Annotated in this window: 20 protein-coding genes; 1 reads left to right on the forward strand and 19 read right to left on the reverse strand. The window is 32.8% G+C overall.

The genetic code is table 11. The features are described 5' to 3' along the window. Position 1 precedes the first annotated feature (1 nt). From GQR97_RS06305 to GQR97_RS06380, 17 genes are all read right to left on the reverse strand, one after another. A complete protein-coding gene (locus tag GQR97_RS06305; RefSeq protein ID WP_158846573.1) occupies positions 2–1,231 on the reverse strand; it encodes a murein hydrolase activator EnvC family protein in 1,230 nt (409 codons plus the stop codon). After that, on the reverse strand, positions 1,228–1,998 hold the full coding sequence (locus tag GQR97_RS06310; RefSeq protein ID WP_158846575.1) for a DUF4292 domain-containing protein: 771 nt from the start codon (positions 1,996–1,998) through the stop codon (positions 1,228–1,230). Before GQR97_RS06310 ends, GQR97_RS06305 begins: the two co-directional genes overlap by 4 nt. Next, positions 1,998–3,353, reverse strand: a complete 1,356-nt coding sequence (locus tag GQR97_RS06315) for a tetratricopeptide repeat protein (protein WP_158846577.1) — start codon at positions 3,351–3,353, stop codon at positions 1,998–2,000. Before GQR97_RS06315 ends, GQR97_RS06310 begins: the two co-directional genes overlap by 1 nt. A 103-nt stretch (positions 3,354–3,456) precedes the next feature. Further along, positions 3,457–4,476: a sugar phosphate nucleotidyltransferase gene (locus GQR97_RS06320; RefSeq protein WP_158846579.1), complete on the reverse strand. Its 1,020-nt coding sequence runs from the start codon at positions 4,474–4,476 to the stop codon at positions 3,457–3,459. 49 nt (positions 4,477–4,525) lie between these two features. Then, positions 4,526–4,960 carry a dUTP diphosphatase gene (dut, locus tag GQR97_RS06325; protein WP_158846581.1) on the reverse strand — a complete coding sequence of 145 codons (435 nt, stop codon included), beginning with the start codon at positions 4,958–4,960 and terminating at the stop codon, positions 4,526–4,528. Positions 4,961–4,976: 16 nt separating this feature from the next. Next, positions 4,977–6,440 (reverse strand): oligosaccharide flippase family protein, encoded by a 1,464-nt coding sequence (locus GQR97_RS06330; RefSeq protein WP_158846584.1) that lies wholly within the window; start codon positions 6,438–6,440, stop codon positions 4,977–4,979. 58 nt (positions 6,441–6,498) lie between these two features. Further along, positions 6,499–6,999, reverse strand: coding sequence for a hypothetical protein (locus tag GQR97_RS06335; RefSeq protein ID WP_158846586.1), 501 nt, complete (start codon positions 6,997–6,999; stop codon positions 6,499–6,501). A gap of 142 nt (positions 7,000–7,141) precedes the next feature. After that, positions 7,142–8,002 (reverse strand): ATP synthase F1 subunit gamma, encoded by an 861-nt coding sequence (gene atpG, locus GQR97_RS06340; protein WP_158846588.1) that lies wholly within the window; start codon positions 8,000–8,002, stop codon positions 7,142–7,144. 106 nt (positions 8,003–8,108) lie between these two features. Then, positions 8,109–9,689 carry a F0F1 ATP synthase subunit alpha gene (atpA, locus tag GQR97_RS06345; protein WP_158846590.1) on the reverse strand — a complete coding sequence of 527 codons (1,581 nt, stop codon included), beginning with the start codon at positions 9,687–9,689 and terminating at the stop codon, positions 8,109–8,111. A gap of 27 nt (positions 9,690–9,716) precedes the next feature. Next, on the reverse strand, positions 9,717–10,253 hold the full coding sequence (gene atpH / locus GQR97_RS06350; protein WP_158846592.1) for an ATP synthase F1 subunit delta: 537 nt from the start codon (positions 10,251–10,253) through the stop codon (positions 9,717–9,719). 6 nt (positions 10,254–10,259) lie between these two features. Beyond that, entirely contained in the window at positions 10,260–10,760 is a 501-nt protein-coding gene (locus GQR97_RS06355) for a F0F1 ATP synthase subunit B (protein ID WP_158846594.1), read from the reverse strand. Positions 10,761–10,835: 75 nt separating this feature from the next. Continuing rightward, positions 10,836–11,027, reverse strand: a complete 192-nt coding sequence (gene atpE / locus GQR97_RS06360) for an ATP synthase F0 subunit C (protein WP_199269912.1) — start codon at positions 11,025–11,027, stop codon at positions 10,836–10,838. Positions 11,028–11,064: 37 nt separating this feature from the next. After that, complete coding sequence (gene atpB / locus GQR97_RS06365) at positions 11,065–12,165, reverse strand: F0F1 ATP synthase subunit A (protein ID WP_158846596.1); 1,101 nt, start codon at positions 12,163–12,165, stop codon at positions 11,065–11,067. 91 nt (positions 12,166–12,256) lie between these two features. Then, on the reverse strand, positions 12,257–12,652 hold the full coding sequence (locus GQR97_RS19965; RefSeq protein ID WP_410488936.1) for a DUF6168 family protein: 396 nt from the start codon (positions 12,650–12,652) through the stop codon (positions 12,257–12,259). Further along, positions 12,649–12,885: an AtpZ/AtpI family protein gene (locus GQR97_RS06370; protein ID WP_317164126.1), complete on the reverse strand. Its 237-nt coding sequence runs from the start codon at positions 12,883–12,885 to the stop codon at positions 12,649–12,651. The genes GQR97_RS19965 and GQR97_RS06370 overlap by 4 nt, the downstream gene beginning before the upstream one ends. Then, positions 12,839–13,252 carry a polymer-forming cytoskeletal protein gene (locus tag GQR97_RS06375; RefSeq protein WP_158846600.1) on the reverse strand — a complete coding sequence of 138 codons (414 nt, stop codon included), beginning with the start codon at positions 13,250–13,252 and terminating at the stop codon, positions 12,839–12,841. Before GQR97_RS06375 ends, GQR97_RS06370 begins: the two co-directional genes overlap by 47 nt. Before the next feature lie 6 nt (positions 13,253–13,258). After that, positions 13,259–15,826: a tetratricopeptide repeat protein gene (locus tag GQR97_RS06380; RefSeq protein WP_158846602.1), complete on the reverse strand. Its 2,568-nt coding sequence runs from the start codon at positions 15,824–15,826 to the stop codon at positions 13,259–13,261. Positions 15,827–16,545: 719 nt separating this feature from the next. Between GQR97_RS06380 and GQR97_RS06385 the strand changes: the two genes are divergently transcribed. Further along, positions 16,546–17,562: a TQO small subunit DoxD gene (locus GQR97_RS06385; protein WP_158846604.1), complete on the forward strand. Its 1,017-nt coding sequence runs from the start codon at positions 16,546–16,548 to the stop codon at positions 17,560–17,562. Positions 17,563–17,781: 219 nt separating this feature from the next. On the opposite strand, the gene GQR97_RS06390 is transcribed toward GQR97_RS06385, so the two are convergent. Continuing rightward, a complete protein-coding gene (locus GQR97_RS06390) occupies positions 17,782–18,237 on the reverse strand; it encodes a 6-pyruvoyl trahydropterin synthase family protein (protein WP_158846606.1) in 456 nt (151 codons plus the stop codon). Between the two features lie 99 nt (positions 18,238–18,336). Then, the gene (locus GQR97_RS19665) at positions 18,337–18,513 is read right to left on the reverse strand and encodes a hypothetical protein (RefSeq protein ID WP_199269913.1); all 177 of its coding nucleotides are present in this window, start codon (positions 18,511–18,513) and stop codon (positions 18,337–18,339) included. Between the last annotated feature and the right edge of the window lie 7 nt (positions 18,514–18,520).

The raw sequence follows: 18,520 nt of genomic DNA on the forward strand, positions 1-18,520 counted from the left end.
ATTACATTTTATAAATCCAACTCGCCGGATTTTGAGTATTCGTATCTTTAGAAATTACAAAACTCAAAATAGTTTCTCCAGTTGAAGGATTGGTAAATACCTCACCAATATCCTGCTTTGTAGTTACTTTATCTCCGGTTTTCACATAGATTTTAGACAAGTTTTTGTAATAGGTAATATAATTTCCGTGTTGAATAATTACAAACGGATTCACATTTTTATTAGCAACAACTCCAATTACTTCGCCATTAAAAACAGCTCTAGCTTTTGCGCCTTTTTCGGTTGCAATACGCACACCGTTACTATTTATAGTTAGCGATTTTATTACTGGGTGAGGTTGTTTACCATAACCCATTTGTACGACACCTTTACTTACTGGCCAAACTAATTTACCACGGTTGGCTTCAAAGTTTTTAGCTAATGCTAAGCCTTCCGGCGTTAGAGCAAAAGTTTTTGAACTCGTCGATTTACCTGCCTTTTTATTCGATTTTGCTATAGCTGCTCTAATAATTTTATTTATTTCTGCATCAATACGTTTGGCTTCTTTTTCTTTTTTCTTAATTTGATTAGCGTAACGTGAAATGTTACCTTGAATCTCTTTCATTAAAGCTTGCTGCTGTCTGCGCTCACTTTCTAAAGATTTTTGTGTCACCTTGTTTTCAGCAATAAGTTTGTTTTTAATCCCTTTTTGCTTTAATAGGCTGGTGTTTATTGTTTGTAATTCCAGTGTTTTTGCTTTAATTGTTTCACCTTGTTTTTTTTGGTGATCCGCATATTGTTGCATGTATTGCACGCGTTTGTAAGCTTGTTTAAAATTGTTTGAAGACAATAAAAACATAATCCTGCTTTGCTGATTTTTACTTTTATAAGACTTTACAATCATTGCGGCATATTCAGCCTTCAATTGCTTGAGTTCGTCTCTTAAACTGGTTATTTTGTTCTGGTTTGTGTTTATTTCACGCGTTAGTAAATTGGCTTGGCGGTTGGTAACCTTAATTAAGTTATCCAACACATTTATTTTGTGATTAAAATCTTCGATTAAAGAAAGTTTCGACTTAGCAATCGTTTTGTTTTCGGTACGTAATTCGTTTATTTTCTGAATTTCGCGACGTAATTCCTGACGACGTGTTTCTAACTCTTTTTGTTTATTGTTTTGAGAAAAACTAAGAGAGCCACAAAGCAAAAAGCCTAGTAGAAATATTATTTTATATGAAGATTTTCCTAAAATCATTCCAATTCAATTTTTTTGAAACCTGAAGGTATTTTAAACGGAAAACGTAGGTCTTCGTTTAAAGCAACACTTTTAAATTCGAGATTTATAATGGTTTCTTCATTACCTTCCACAGCAATTACTTTTATATTTTCTGGAAGAATTTGTTTTTCAACCTCTTGATGTGATAAATAATCGATTTGTAAATGTCTGAATTCTTTAGGTTGACTTATTTGTTGCGATTTTATTTTAAATAAAGACGGATCTATTAAAAAGAAAATTTCAAATAAAAGCTGTTGTTTTTTAGGTTGAAGTACATAGGCTTCATCAATAATCGAAGTGCTGTAAGAACCACTATTTAAGTTGAAAATAGCATCGCCTAAAAGTAAATTTTGTACTTTTTGAAAATCGAGCTCTGTTCCTAATAATTTGCTTAAATAACTAAAATCACCTTCAAAATAAGTATTGTCTAATTTGTTGTAGAAGCCAACTTTTTCGGGTGTTATCATGGCTCTAATTACCGAAAATGGAGCGTTCATCCATAATACTTCATCCTTTTTAGCTCTAAAACTTACGGTATTGGTTTGCGACTTTCCGTTTTTATTAAAGTTAATTCTAAGTTTAGCTTGCAGTGTTTTAAAATCTGGTCTTTTCTTAGTGTTCTCTTTAATAACAGCTTTGGACGACATGTTTAAATCGCCAGCTCCACCAGTAATTGTTCGCACCGATTTACAGCTAAAACTTAGTAGGAGGATAAAACTTAAAATGTAATATATAGATTTGTTCATTAATTTTTTAATTGTTGTGCCTTGTCACTAAACGTTTTCGCTTTGTCGGTATTGTTTAAAAGTGTGTAAGCTTTACTTAATTGGCTGTAAAAATCGGCTTCCATTTTAACATCATCAATAATATAATCTAAACCAATTTCTAAAGCATCGATTGCTTTTTTAGGTTTGTTTAGGTTATTTAAAGCCACGCCGTTTATTAAGTATAGCAAAGGTTGCGATGGGTATTTTTCTAAAGCGTCTGTACTTTTTTCTTCAACCTGTTTATAATCTTGTAAATCTATTTGAAGCAATAAAATATTTTTTAGGACCGCAAAATTATTGCTGTCTTGAGCTAAAGCTTTTTCGAAATACTCTAGAGCTTTTGGTTTATCATTTTTAGACAAGTAATACTGGCCCATTTCTAATAACGATTTTTCGTTATCTTCCTGGCTTACCATAGCTGTGGCTTCTAGTAAATCGGCTTCGTATTGTGGGTTTTGTTTAACGAAATTCACAAAATCTGATAATACTTTTACTTTAGCTTCAGGTTTAATTTGTGTGCTTTGCACAACAATTTTCATAGATTCAATAGCTTTGTCTGTATTGTTTTCATCTAAATAAAACTTGTACAATGCCAAATGTACTAATTGCGAATTCGGGTTCGCTTTAAGAAGTTCCTTTGCTGTTTCAAAAGCCTTTTCTTTGTTATTGTTTTCGCTGTAGCGGAAAATTAACGCTAAATAATTCGACTCTTTATCAGGGTTGTTTTCAACACGAGATTCTAAATTTTCTATCTGATCTTTTTTACGACCTGTCGCTTCATATGCTATATTTCGTAAACGATCTCTAGCGATAGAAACTCCAAACTTGGTATCTAATTCATCTAAAAGTTGAAGAGCCTCGTCGTACTTTTTAGTTTTCACATAAAGTGATGCTAAATCTTCTTTGTAATCGGGATGATAACTAACAAGTTGCTTAACCGTTTTAATGGCATTGTCTAAATCGTTTTGTCCTGCATAAAAACCGTAAAGTTCATCTAGAAACCATTCGTTATCGGGCTCTAAATCTACTGCTTTTTTCAAAGCATCTTCGGCAGCGTTATAATTTTTAAGTTTAAAATAGCTTTTCCCTAATTCAAAATATAAAACAGGAACTGCTTTATTTAAAGCAATACATTTCTGAAAATTTTCAGCCGCGCGATCGAAATTCTCAATGCTTTTCTGTTTTAAAGCTTCGTAAAATAACTCTTGGAACTCATCGTCATTATTACCTAAATCATCATTTGGTAATTTGTTAAAATCCACTTGCGCATAGTTCACCTCCGGAAAGATTAACATTCCAATGGTAAAAATGAATAAGTAGATTTTTTGTTTCATTTTAAAAAGACCTTTCAACTATCATTAAAGTTGAGAGTTAGATTTTAATTAATAATGTAAACTTCAATTTATAAAATTTCCTGTTTCACGGGAGTGGACAAAATTATTCTAAAACAGAATAATCACCAATACTAATACTTGTAAAATCTCCGTCGTATTTCACGTGATTTCCAATCATAGCATTATCTAAATTTGCGTTTTTAATGTTTGAATTTGTTTGAATTAAACTGTTTTTAATAGTCGAATTTTCAACAACTGTATTATTTCCGATAGATACAAAAGGTCCAACCGTAGCATCGTTAAGCACTACATTTTCACCAATAAAGCATGGTTCTATAATGTTCGAGTTTTCTAATTTCGCCGATGAAGCTACTAATTGCTCTTCACCATCTGCCTTTAAAAAACCTAACATACGTTGGTTAGTTTCGATGGTAATAGCTTTGTTTCCACAATCCATCCACTCATCTACAGTTCCGGTTTTAAACACTTTGCCTTCGGCCATCATGCGTTTTATACCGTCGTTAATTTGGTATTCGCCACCGTTCATAATGTTTTCGTCAAGAATTTCTTGTAGCTTTCCTTTTAAAACAGCAACATCTTTAAAGTAATAAATACCAATTACGGCTTGATTGCTAACAAAAGATTCTGGTTTTTCAACAAGCTCTATAATTTCCTTATTATCGTTTAACTTTACAACACCATAAGCTTCTGGATTATCTACTTGTTTAGTCCAGATAACACTATCGGCAGTTGGATCTAAATCGAATTCGGCACGTATTAATGTATCGGCGTAAGCAATAACTGCTGGGCCAGAAAGTGAAGGCTCTGCACACATAATAGCGTGGCCAGTTCCTAATGGTTTATCTTGACGATAAATAGAGGCTTTTGCCCCTAAGTTTTCGGCTAATGCTTTTAGACTATCTACAACATCGTCACCAAACCAAGCAGGATCGCCTAAAACAAAGGCAATTTCTTCGATAGGTTGTTTTAAAACTTTTGCAATATCTTTTACCAAACGATGAACAATAGGTTGCCCGGCGACTGGGATTAATGGTTTTGGTACGGTTAAGCTATGTGGACGTAAACGAGATCCTCGTCCTGCCATTGGAACTATTATTTTCATAGTAAGTCTATTTTATTCCTTTGTGAGGAATTGGTTTTGTTTAAGTTGATTATCTTACGCCTGTACTTCCAAATCCGCCTTCACCTCTTGAGGTTTCAGATAATTCTTCGACAGCTATCCATTCGGCACGTTCATGCTTGGCAATTACTAATTGTGCAATACGTTCACCATTTTCAATAATGAAATCCTCGTTTGAAATATTAACTAAAATCACACCAATTTCACCACGATAATCAGCATCAACGGTTCCTGGTGCGTTTAAAACGGTTACACCTTTTTTTGCAGCTAAGCCACTTCGTGGGCGTACTTGTGCTTCAAAACCTATTGGTAACTCGATAAAAAGCCCTGTTTTTACAATAGTTCTCGCTAAAGGTTTTAACGTGATAGCTTCTGATATATTTGCTCGTAAATCCATACCCGCCGATGCTATGGTTTCATAGTGCGGTAACTCGTGGCTAGATTTATTTATTATTTTTATTTGCATGGTTTTTACTAACGTTTTACTTCGTTTTTAAGATTTTTTTAATATCATCTTTCTCTGAAAAATAAACGATTCCCAAAAATACAATTAACATTGATATGCCTACAACATAATTGCCTCTAAATTGATAAAAGGACAATATGGCTAGACCAATGGAAAGGATAAGATATAATAATATTTTTTTTAGATTATATGGAATTGGATAATATTTTCGTCCAAAATAATAGGATAAAATCATCATAAAGGCATAAGCTGAAAGTGTAGCCACGGCAGATGCTTTATAGCTATATTCTTTTATAAAAAGGATATTGATTGTTAGAGTTATAATGGCGCCAGCTATTGAGATGTAAGCACCAAATTTTGTTTTGTCTGTAATTTTGTACCAAACCGATAGATTATGATAAATACCTAAGAAAAAGTTTGCCATTAAAATAATAGGCACTACCCACATAGCTTCCCAGTAATCTTCGCTTCTAACAATTATTGGTTTTAAAACATCGGCAAAAACAACAACGCCAAGCAAAATAATGGACCCTAGTGCTACGTAAAACTCTAGTATTCTAGCATAGTTCTTTTGCGGATTTTTAGTTTTTGCGTGACTGAAAAAATAAGGTTCAATACCTAAGCGATAGGCTGTTGCAAAAAGCGTCATAAACAGTGCTAGCTTATAACATGCAGAATACATGCCAATATCGGTATCGGCAATGTTTTCTGGTAATAGTTTTTTTAGTAGAATACGATCGAATGTTTCATTTATAGAAAAAGCAACGCCAGCAATTAAAACGGGGTAGGCGTAACGCATCATACGTTTCCATAGATCGGAATTGAATATATATTTAACTCTCGTGTAGAAAGGAAACATTAAAAGTAGAGTTATTCCGCTTGCAATTAGATTAGCTATAAATATGTAACTAATTTCAAAGTTGTCTTTACAAATACTATCGAAAATTGAAAAGTTATATGATAAATCTTTTAAAGCGAGTAAAAAGAAGAGGTTTAATCCTAAGTTAATAGCGACATTCAAAATTTTTATTACAGCATAGCGCATGGGTTGCTGCGTTGCTCTTAGCCACGCAAAAGGTATAATAACTAAAGCGTCTAAAAGTAGTATCCAAATAACAAGGTTAATGTATTTTACGTCAATATCTATAAATGAAGCAATTTGGTTTTGAAAAAATAATGCCAAAACGAAAAAGAATATTGACGAAATGATAAGTGATATTGTTGAAGTTCCTGTAACAGTAGTGTTATCCTCTTCGTTATTGAAAAATCTAAAAAAAGCCGTTTCCATACCATAGGCAAGTATGACGTTGAATAGTACGAAATATGAAAAAATAACCGATACCTTACCATATTCACTAACCGATGAAAGCACGCCATCACTTGTATAGAGAGGTACAAGCATAAAACTTAACATTCTTGGCAAAACCGTGGCTAAACCATAAATAAAAGTTTGTTTGAATAGTGATTTAAGTGCGCTCAATGATTGCTTGTTTGATGGGCTAAAAATACGGTTTTAGCTAACGTAATGCAAAGATAAGTTATTGCTTGTTAGGTGTTGTGCTTGGATAGTTAATTGATGGTTTTTCAGAGATATTCAAGATTTTATAATACATAGTTTTTTCACCATGTTTAAAGGTAATTACGCATTCGTCATTGTTTAAAACAAAGGGAATCGGTTTTGTCTGCTTTTGGATGGTATTCCCATATTCTTCTTCACGATTACTACTTAGGTTTATATGAGGTTTTTGTTTTGTTATAAAATGTGCAACGTATATGTTGTTTTTTAATAGCTCTAGCTTTTTAACCTGATTTTTAAAGTAGACGCTATCTAAAGCAGTTTCATTATTGGCATTGATGGAAATATATAAATTTGTGCCTGAATCACCATGTTTTATACCAGAATTCCAGTTTTGAAAGTAAGTCTCTCCAAGATCAAACGGTATTTTTTTTTGTAACTTTTGTGAGCTTGCACATTGTGTAAAAGCAAACGATATAACTAAAAGTAAAAAAGCAGATGATATGAGTTTTAAAAATTTCATTTTAATATTCGTTTGAATTTATAAAAGCATAGTTTCAATTTTAATGCCAAAAAGAAAAGGCCCTTCAGGTTATATAACTTGAAGGGCCTTTTAATATTTTAATGAGCTACTGAAAATCTCTTTAGCTAATATAAAGTTTCGTCTAATTATTTAATGCTTCTGCACCACCAACAATTTCTAAAATCTCGTTAGTAATAGAAGCTTGACGTGCTTTGTTGTAAGTTAATTTAAGTTGATCTCTTAGCTCGGTTGCATTATCTGTTGCTTTGTGCATAGCAGTCATACGAGCGCCGTGTTCACTTGCAAAAGAATCGCGAATACCTTTATATAATTGTGTTTTTAAAGACTTAGGAATCAATTCCTCTACAATTTCTAGTTTTGATGGTTCGAAAACATAATAAGGAATATTATCTACTCCGCCCTCAACTGGTTCAACAGGTAAAAATTGCTCTGTTGTTACAATTTGTGTTGCTGCATTTTTAAATCTATTATAAACCATTACGATTTTATCGAATTCGGCGGTAATAAATTTATCCATTAACATTTCGGCAATTTCAGAAACGTTATCAAAAGTTAAATGATCGTAAATATCACTTTTGTTATCAATAACATTATTAGTTTTCTTAAAGGCATCATTTCCTTTTTTACCTATAGCAAGATAAGAAACCTCTTGGTTTGCATAAGTTTCAGAAGTCAATTTCGCAACTTCTTTAATAATGTTAGAGTTAAAAGCACCAGCTAAACCTCTGTTAGAGGTTATTGTTACAATTAGCACCTTTTTTACTTCACGTTGCGTTGCGTATGCACTTCCAGAATCATCATCCAAAGTGGCGCTCAAACTTTGTAAAAGTTCGGTTAACTTATCTGAATAAGGACGCATTGCGGTAATAGCATCTTGTGCCTTTTTTAACTTTGCAGCCGATACCATTTTCATGGCACTGGTAATTTGCATCGTTGAAGATACCGATGATATTCTGTTACGTATTTCTTTAAGATTAGCCATTCTTTATTTTTATAAAGACTCTGTGATTGCCATCAGAGTGACGTTAATTTTATAATTTAAAAGAATTTATGAGTTAGACAATTCTAACTCATAAATTCAAAATGTTTTATGCTTTATATTTAGCTGAAAGCTCTTTACATACAGATGATAATGTATCTGTAACTTCATCAGTTAATTTACCTGCTTTTAAAGTATCTAAAACACCTCTATGTTTAGCGTTTAGGAATTCAAGATAATCTCTTTCGAATTCTTTAATTTTATTAACAGGAACGTCTTTTAATAAGTTTTTAGATCCAGCATAAATAATTGCTACTTGATCTTCAACTTTAAAAGGATCGTTTTGTGCTTGCTTTAAAATCTCAACGTTACGTTTTCCTTTATTAATTACGTTTAAAGTAACTGCATCTAAATCTGAACCAAACTTAGCGAAAGCTTCTAGCTCACGGTATTGTGCTTGATCTAATTTTAAAGTACCAGATACTTTTTTCATTGATTTAATCTGTGCATTACCACCAACACGAGACACCGAAATACCTACGTTAATTGCTGGACGTACACCAGAGTTAAATAAATCTCCATCTAAGAAAATCTGACCATCTGTAATAGAAATCACATTGGTTGGGATATATGCAGAAACATCTCCTGCTTGTGTTTCAATAATTGGTAAAGCAGTTAAAGAACCACCACCTTTTACTAATGGTTTTAATGAATCTGGCAAGTCATTCATTTCACTAGCAATAGCATCATTATTGATGATTTTTGCAGAACGCTCTAATAAACGAGAGTGTAAGTAAAATACATCTCCAGGATATGCTTCACGTCCCGGTGGACGACGTAATAATAAAGATACCTCACGGTAAGCAACAGCTTGTTTTGATAAATCATCAAATACAATTAAAGCTGGTCTACCAGTATCTCTAAAATACTCTCCAATAGATGCTCCTGTAAAAGGTGCATAAACTTGCATTGCAGCAGGATCTGATGCATTTGCAGCTACTATTGTTGTGTAAGCTAAAGCGCCTTTTTCTTCTAAAGTTTTAGCAATAAGTGCTACTGTTGAAGCTTTTTGACCTATAGCAACATATATACAATATACAGGCTCGCCTGCATCGTAAAATTCTTTTTGATTTAAGATAGCATCAATACAAACTGCAGTTTTACCTGTTTGTCTGTCACCAATTACTAACTCACGTTGACCTCTACCAACTGGAATCATAGCATCAATTGCTTTAATACCTGTTTGTAACGGTTCTGTTACTGGTTCTCTATAGATAACACCAGGAGCTTTACGTTCTAAAGGCATTTCATAAGTTGTTCCAGCTATTGGTCCTTTACCATCAATTGGGTTACCTAATGTATCAACAACACGACCAACAATACCTTCTCCTACTTTTACAGAAGCAATACGGTTAGTACGTTTAACTGTAGAACCTTCTCTAACTCCTACTGAAGTTCCTAAAAGTACAATACCTACATTGTCTTCTTCAAGGTTAAGTACGATGCCTTCTAAACCACCATCGAATTCTACTAATTCGCCGTATTGGGCATTAGCTAATCCGTAAGCACGAACAATACCATCCCCTACAGTTAATACAGTTCCTACTTCATCTAAAGTAGCACTTGCTTCGAAACCTGCAAGTTGTTGTTTTAAGATTGCTGATATTTCAGCTGGTTTTACTTCTGCCATCTTATTGTTTATTTAGATCTAAAGACCTTAGTTTAATGTAAATTCTCTTTTTAGTTTGTTAAGCTGATTGGCAATACTTGCGTTGTACTGCAAGTCACCAATACGTAAAATGAAACCACCAATAATGTTTTCATCTATAATATTTTCTACTTCTACATCTTTTCCTGTAAAAGTTTTAGCTTTTGCTAAAACACTTTTCTTTAATGTATCTGTTAGCGCTACTGCTGTAGTAACGGTTGCTACTTCAATTCCTTTAGATTTATCTAATAATTGACTGTATTTTACAGCGATATCGCCCAAAATATTAATTCTATTATTAGTAATTAAAGTATCAATTAAATTATTTGTTAAATTATTAGAGTTTTTAAAAACTTCTAATAAAGTTGATTTTTTAATTGAAGATGGAATTACAGGACTTTGAAGTGCTTCGCTTAAATCTAAACTTGTAGCCAAAGTATTAGAGATTAGCTTCATATCATTGCCAACAGCATCGGCTGTATTTTGATCTGATGCTAAACTTAATAATGCTTTAGCGTAACGTATTGCTGCTCTTGCTCCCGCCATTATAATTTAGTTTAATGATTTTTCAGCTAACATCGTTTCAACCAATTGTAATTGCTTGTCGTTGTTAGATAATTCTGTACGCATTACTTTTTCGGCAATTTCTAAAGAAATACCAGCAACTTGGCTTTTAAGTTCTGCTAATGCGGCTTTCTTTTCGCTTTCAATAGCAGCTTGCGCTTGAACTATCATTTTATTAGCTTGAGTTTGTGCTTCAGATTTGGCTGACTCGATCATGTTGTTTTTCATGTCGCGTGCTTCTTTAAGCATACCTTCACGTTCAGCTCTAGCTTCTTGCAATAACTTTTGGTTATCTGCTTGAAGGTTTTCCATTTCTAATTTTGCGTTTTTCGCAGATTTTAAAGCATCCTCTATACCACTTTCTCTCTTCTCTACAGCGTCAAGTATTGGCTTCCATGCAAATTTCCTTAGAAGTAGCACTAATGCAATAAACAATACAAATTGCCAAAAGAACAATCCTATTGAAAACTCGTTAATTAACTTTTCCATTTATATATTTTTTTAATAAATCTTTAATTTTAAAAAAGAAGCTTTAACCAACCGTTAAAGCTGCTTTTTGTTTTTTTAAGATGCAAATAATGCAGCAAATCCGATACCTTCAATAAGGGCTGCAGCAATAAGCATAGCAGTTTGGATTTTTCCAGATGCTTCTGGTTGACGTGCAATTGCGTCCATAGCCGATCCACCAATTTTACCGATACCTAAACCAGCACCAATAACGATTAAACCTGCTCCTACAATAGTTGGAATTGTCATAATGTATATATAAATTAAAAATTAAACATTCAAAGTTTTAGTGATCATCTCCGTGTTCCTCAACGGCCGATCCAAAATATAAAGCAGATAACATTGTAAATATATATGCTTGTAAAGCGGCTACTAAAAGCTCTAGCAATGATAAAGCAAATGCTAAACCAAATGATAATGAACTTCCTAGCCAGTTTTTAAATATAAACATTAAACCGATAATACTCATTAACACAATGTGTCCTGCTGTAATATTAGCATATAAACGAATCATTAATGAAAAAGGTTTAATTAGCGTACCTAATAATTCAATTGGAGCTAGTATAATTTTCATTGGCCACGGCACACCCGGCATCCAAAAAATATGTGCCCAGTAGTTTCTGTTAGCTGTAAATGTTGTAAGAAAATATGTTGTTAATGCTAAAGCTAAAGTTACTGCAATGTTATTAGTAACATTTACACCCAACGGTGTTAGACCTAACAAGTTAATGATCCAAACAAAAAAGAAAACAGTTAATAGATATGGTAAATAACGTTTGTATTTCTTTGGTCCAATGTTAGGGACAGCAATATCATCTCTAATATAAAGAATGATAGGCTCTAAGAATCTACCCATTCCTTTAGGCATGCTTCCTGTTTTGTATTTTTTAGCCATTCTGCTAAACATAGCAAACATAAGTAAACCAACTAAAAATATTGTAAACACATTTTTAGTTATTGAAAAATCAATTGGTTTTTTATTTGAAGCGTGGTGATGCTCATCTAAGTTTATAGTTCCAGCAGCATCCGTTTTGTAAATTTTATTATGGTGTAATGCATAATAATTTCCATCTACCTCGGCAACCGATTCACCGTGGTGTAGTTTTGATGAAGAGAATACTTTTAATCCTGCATCCCATAAAATTACAGGTAAAGGGAAACCAATGTATTTGTGCTCACCATTATCTGCTTCATAAGAAAACAAACTAAAATCGTGTGAGTCTAATAAGTGATGATTAATGTATTCTTTTATTTCTGTTTTAACATCTGATTTATCTTGAGTTTCAACAGCAATCTTTTCCAAATGCATCTCTTGTTGAGCGAAAGAAATGCTTGTTAGAAAAACAAACAATAAACAAATATTTTTTAAAGACATTATATTTTGCATATCACTTTATTAATAGTGGGCTTAAAATCGCTGCAAAGGTATGTTTTTATATTAAAAGTGAAAAACAAAATTTTAAATTATTTACTGTGCTCTATTTTGACGCTTTAGAACCATCTAAATCATTGAGGAACCTTGATAAAATAGAGCATTCGGTAATTAGGCAAATTACATATGGTATAAAAAAAGCTAAAAATTCTATTCGTTTTAAATCTCCTTCAGCATTATAGTTTGGGTAAAAAAGAAGAAAAACGAAAATAAGCTTAATCATACTTGCTGCCATAAAAACAAACCCTAATTGATCTTTAAATTTATTTTGAAGGAAAAACATTAATATTATAACACCAAAAGCCATTAGAACATTAACACTGTAAGAATAAATAAGTTTATTAATTTCAATAGACCGATTTACTAAAAAATGAATAAAAAACGAAGTTACAGCAACCGCAATAAGGATGAAGCCGTTAATAATGAGTTTTTTAATTGTCAAGGGTCTAATTTATTTATTTGTTTTAATACAGCATACAAAGATATAGCAACACCTGCTAGGGTGAAAACTATTAAAAAAAGTTTACCAGAGGGGTTGTAACTCGAATCTAACCATTTGCCAAAAACCACAAATAGATATATGGTAATTCCCATTTGTATGGCAATCCCTGATAGCGTTGCAATTTGTTTAAGTTGTTTTTTGGGTTGCTTTTTGTTGTCCGCCATTATTTCCATCTTTTTTGTAACCCTTCATAGCACATGACACATTAAACGTAGCGCCAGGTTCAACGGCTAATTTTCCAGCCACAACGTCGCCTTCAATGTTTGCGGTAGATTTTAATGTTAAGGTTCCAGCTAAATTGAGCTTCCCAATAAAGGACCCTTCAAAATGTGCATCGGTACCTTGTAAAGAGCCCTTGATAGATCCAGATTTACCAACCACAACTTTGCCCGTAGTTTTAATGTTGCCTTCGACGTCGCCATCAATTCTAAAATCGCCTTCGCTAATTAAATCACCAACGATTTTGGTGCCTTTGGCTATAATATTTTGGTTTGTAGTAGCATCTGCCATTTTTTTGTTTTTTTTGTTATCTGAAAACATAACGTGTTATTGATTATTTATAGTTAAGTAAGATTCTAGATTTTTATGAGTTTGAACAACTTGATAATTCGCCGATGAAATTACGAAGAAAGGTTTAATAATCTTCTTTTTGTTTTTATCGGTTAATAATTGAGTAAATGTTTTAGCTACGGTTTCATTTTTTAATCCATGAGCTAAAACAAAGGTCGTATTGGGACTGTATAAATCTACAGATGATGATAATTTATAATATTTAATATCTTTTAAAACAGAATCCAGTGTTTTTTGAAATTCTGGAATATTTGCTCGTTCCGAATTTTTAAACTGAAAAACTACTTTGTAATGTGCTGGAATACTATCTATAGCTTCAATAAAATCGGTGCTTGCAATTTTTGGAAGCACTTCATTTATTATCTTTTGGGCTTGTTTACCTTCGTTAGTGTTGGCATAAGTTACAGATAAATGATTGATGCCTTTTTTGTAAGCCTCAAAACCATTTAGACGCCCGTTTGCAGTTGCTTTTAAAAGTTCTAACTTCGGAACAATAGGTTCGCCATCAAAGCGTTTTATATAGTCTTCACTTTTAGAAATAACTTCTGCATAGTTTTGCTTTCCATGCAAGCTATATAAAGCTTCATATAAGCTTTCTGGGCTGTTTTCATCTTTATCAGAAACTAATTCCGGATGCTCTAAAATATTTGCATAGCGAGAGTCGGGATAGTCTTTAATAATTTCAGATTTTGCAATCGAGGCTTCATCATTTTCACCTAAAAGCTCATAGATTTTATATAAATTATATTTTGAAGGAAGAATTAATCGTTCCTCAGGATCGCTTTCTAGTAAGTTTTGAAACTTAGTTTTGGATAACTGATATTCTTTGAATTTCTCTTTATATATTAATCCTAATTGATAATAAGCATAGTTCCTTTCTTTAGAAATACTGTCGATTTCTTTTTCTTCTGCAGGAATTTTAGAAATATAAAACTGCGGATCAAATTTTTCTTCATCTGATGCTAAAGCTAATAAATCGTTGGCCGATCCTGCAGCATTATTACTAGTAATGTTATTGCTTTTACTAGACCATCTCCAATTATCTTCTAAAGCACGGTTGCCCCAAACTTTAACAAATTCGTTTTTACCGTAAGATGTTGTGGTTGGATTGTAGAAATAAAATAGTGCAGCCTGGCCGGGTAAACCACCTCGCGAGCCAATAGTATTATTGTTATTTGTTGTAATTAACCCTGTATTAGAATTCCGTTCTGCAGCTTCCGTTTTTTCCTTTTCTTCTTCTGCTTTAATTTTAAGTTCGCTTATAAAGGATTCGAAAATAATTAATCTTTCAGCTTCTGGTAAGTTAACTAAGTGTAAAATGCTATCGTTTGTTTTAGCGATAGCTTCGTAATAAATAACATCTTCTAAGTTATCACGTTTGCGCTTAATAACTCGAAAAGGTTTTGAATTAAGCTTTAAATTACTCATGGTACTATCGAAATAAGCACCGGCTCTCGCATATTCCGAATTATCGAAATACATATCACCAAGGGTTTCGTAGTCTTTTGATTTTAATATGTTATCTCGGGAATTGGTGCGTAATGACTTATTGTAATAGGCAACAGCCAAAGAATCTGATCCATTATTTAAATAAAAATCACCAATTTGATAATAAATTTTATCTAAAAACGGACGGTTTTCTCGGTTCTCCTCAAGTTCTGTAAGTAATTCTACGGCCTCTAGCTTATTCCCGTTTTCGAAATCGAAGTTTTTAAATTTTTCGAGATAAGCGGTAATCATATAAATCCTTGGTGTTCTTCGATTAAGATCTATAACCTTGTCGAAAGCATAATTAGCACTATCTTTTAGGCCGAGTTGGTTGTAAAGTTGTCCTTGAATAAAACGGTATCGCCCACGCTCGTCGTTATTTTTCGTTGAGTTAGATGCGATTTCTAATTCGGTAATTGCACTATCTATAGATTTTGTGTTTAAATATGCTTGTGCTAACATGGATGTAGCATCGGCTAAATCTTGACCTTCTAATTCCTCTTGTTTTAAAAGGCGTTTTAAGTTTTTAATAGCCAACTCGTTATTATCCAGACGCATATTGGTTTTTTCACGCCACACTTTAGCTTGGTTTATTTTATCGCTCGCAGGGTATTTGTAAAGAATATAGTTGAAAGCTTCTATGGCAGGTACAAAACGCTGATCGAAATATCTTGCTTTACCGAGTAGGAGGTAAGCCTCGTCCATTTGTGGGTTTATTTCTTTACCCCTAATATTCATGCTGTGTTTCTGGATGGCTTTAACTGCTTTTTCTTCGGCACGAGAAAAGTTTTCGTTTTTAGATTGGCCAGGCAGCATTACTTCTTCCGAAATCTGCATACGTTCTATAGGTAGCAAATCCCAATAGTTATCAAAGTAAGCGTCGTTTAAACTTGTTCTACCTTCTTCTAAAGCATTGTAACCATTAAAAAGCGGATTGAATTCGGCGGTGACTGCGTGGAAATTTCGACTAATGAATTTGTCTTTTTTTCGTGAGCAACTCACTATTAAAATAGTCGCTATTAAAAGGAATAATATAGTTTTAAACGATGTTTTCAATGCTGGTGTTTTAAGTCTAAAATAATAACAAGAAACTCAGGGTATTATTATATAGTGTCGTAAAAATAAGCATCTTTTTGGATTTAAACCTTTTACTTTATGAAATTAGTTGGGTTTTGGATGTTTAATAGAAAGTTAGTTTTACTTTATTGTTTTTTTTACCATTAATTTTAATGGTTGGTGCCAGTTGCTTTTGAATAGCTTGTTTGGGTTGAAAAATGTTTTTATAAAAAAGGAAGAATTTGTTTTTTAGTATTAAATTTGCATAGTGAAAGACAAATTAAATATAAGAAAAACGAATGTTGTGATCTCTACTTTGGGGTTAGCGATTTTGTTATTGCTTTCGCCATGCAAGGTTAGGAAATTTATCCAATTGGAACTCGGGACTCTTCAAACTGAAGTTTTAAATAAGAGTAAAACAACTATTGGTAATTCAAATTGCAATACGTTTGAAGTAACCGATAGTGTATTAACAGTTTCAAGATTATCCCTTCAGTTTTTACCTGCTTGTGCACTAAACTTAGTTCATTATTTTAGTGTAATTGAACATAGGAGGCAACCTTTTGACTCTTATAAAACAAAGAATCACTCCATTTCTTTTGTTCCTTACTATATTTTGTATCGGAACTTTAAAGTTTATCTATAAGCATCTTTTTTTTAAAAAATGTTATCCAGTGTACTTTGCTGGGTGTTTATTAATTTTAGATAAGTAAAATAAAATGAAAAATATTAGTATAAAAAATGATGCAGGACTCTTAGTTCTTGCTCTTAGATTGGTTGTGGGTTGGACATATTTTTCTGCTTTTTTTAGGCGGACGATTTTAGCAGATAAGTTAGATCCAGATTTAGCAGGATATATTGGAGTTAAGTTTAATCACTTTTTGCCAAACGCATTGGGTATAAAACCTATTATTCAATATTTAGTAGAAAATCCAGATGTTTTATGGATAAATATGGTTGCCTTTACTATTGTAGAAGGTATTGTGGGCTTGTTTATAATGTTCGGTTTGTTTACTCGAATTATGAGTATTGGTGTTTTTGGTTTAGCAATGGGTATTCTTCTTGGTTCGGGCTGGATAGGCACAACTTGTTTAGATGAATGGCAAATTGGGGTGTTAGGTATAGCCGCCGGATTTGTGTTATTTCTAAGTGGTAGTAGTAAGTATTCCGTGGATAATTACTTAATTAAGAATGGTTTTTCTATTACTAATAAGAAGTGGTTTTCGTGGCTAGGTTCAGGTATGTTGCCTGTTAGAGAAGGAGTGTTTCCTAAGGTTGTTTTAATTGGTTCTATTTTGATTTTTGGAATGACTTTAATGACAAACCAAATATTTCATGGTGGATTATGGGGGACGCTGCATAACAAATCGGTAAAACCGAAGTTAGAAATTACTAATGGCATGATTGATAATAATAAACTTTCGTTTGATGTTTTTAGAACTGAAGGCGTTGATGTTTACGGAGCTTGGATAATTGGTATAGAATTGTTGGATGAGCAAAATAGCACTGTTATTAAATATGCTCAAGATGATTTGGCTTTATTAGAAGATGAAAGTATTTTAAATTATTATGTTGCTAAGGTAAAGGCTGGTGCGCATAGTTTAATTGTGCCTTTAGGAGCGAAAGCAAAAATTAATTTATTTAATAAGGGTTTAGATAGTTTGCCTAAAGGTAATTATACTATTAAAATCACCGATATAAGTGATGCTTTTTGGGTGGTTAAATTAAAAAAATGACAACTAATAAAAGATGAAAAAAAAGAACGACTTTAAAATTTGTTCAAAGTTGCTCTTTTTTATTTATAAGAAGTTTTACGATTAGAAAAAGCGATTTTTAGTTTATAGCCTAAAACAAAAATACATAAGACGAATTTGCGTTAGGGATTGAACGGCTTGTTTGAGCTCCCGACCTTAGGAGGAGCGAGTAGTGAAAGCCCGACCCTTTTGGGTAACGCCCTAAATATTATCGTGAGCAAACCACTGCGCGAACGAGCTATCTGTTTCTTGTAATTTTAGTGAGTGTAATTTGATATGATTTGGTAAACGTTTCTGGATTTTGTTTGAAAAATCAATTACCATCATTTCGCTAGTTGGTTGGTAATCTACCAATAACACATTGTGATCGCGAGCTTGAAGTTCTTTTGCTAGTTCTACGTGTGGTGTGTTTTTATTGAAAACTGTGGCATGATCGAAAACATCTACAATTTCTTCTTTTACAATTTTTTTAAGATCGCCAAAGTCGATAACCATACCGTATTTTACATTGGTGTTATCTGTAATAGGTTCGCCAATTACGGTTACGGATAGCTTGTAGCTATGGCCGTGTACGTTTTTACATTTTCCGTCGTAGCCATATAGTGCGTGACCGGTTTCGAAAGCGAATTTTTTTGTAATACGAATGTTATTGCCCATTATCTTCTTTTTCTACGGTTTACTACGTAAACAACGATTAATACTATGGCTAATAGCAGAAATAATCCATTTCCGCTTATAAATGAGAGAATATCCATATTATAAAAATTTATTGTTATTTTTATTATATCTGTAAATAAGGTAAGCTAAAAGTACGAGTAGAATAAAAGGCAGCATTGCGCCAATAAAAACACCTATTTCATAAGCTTTATCGGGGGCGTCTTGTATTTTTTTTTCAATGCTATTTTCTTGAAAAAAACTTATTAATAAACTCATTATAATT

It is taken from the genome of Algibacter sp. L1A34, assembly GCF_009796805.1.
Classification (GTDB): Bacteria; Bacteroidota; Bacteroidia; order Flavobacteriales; family Flavobacteriaceae; genus Algibacter.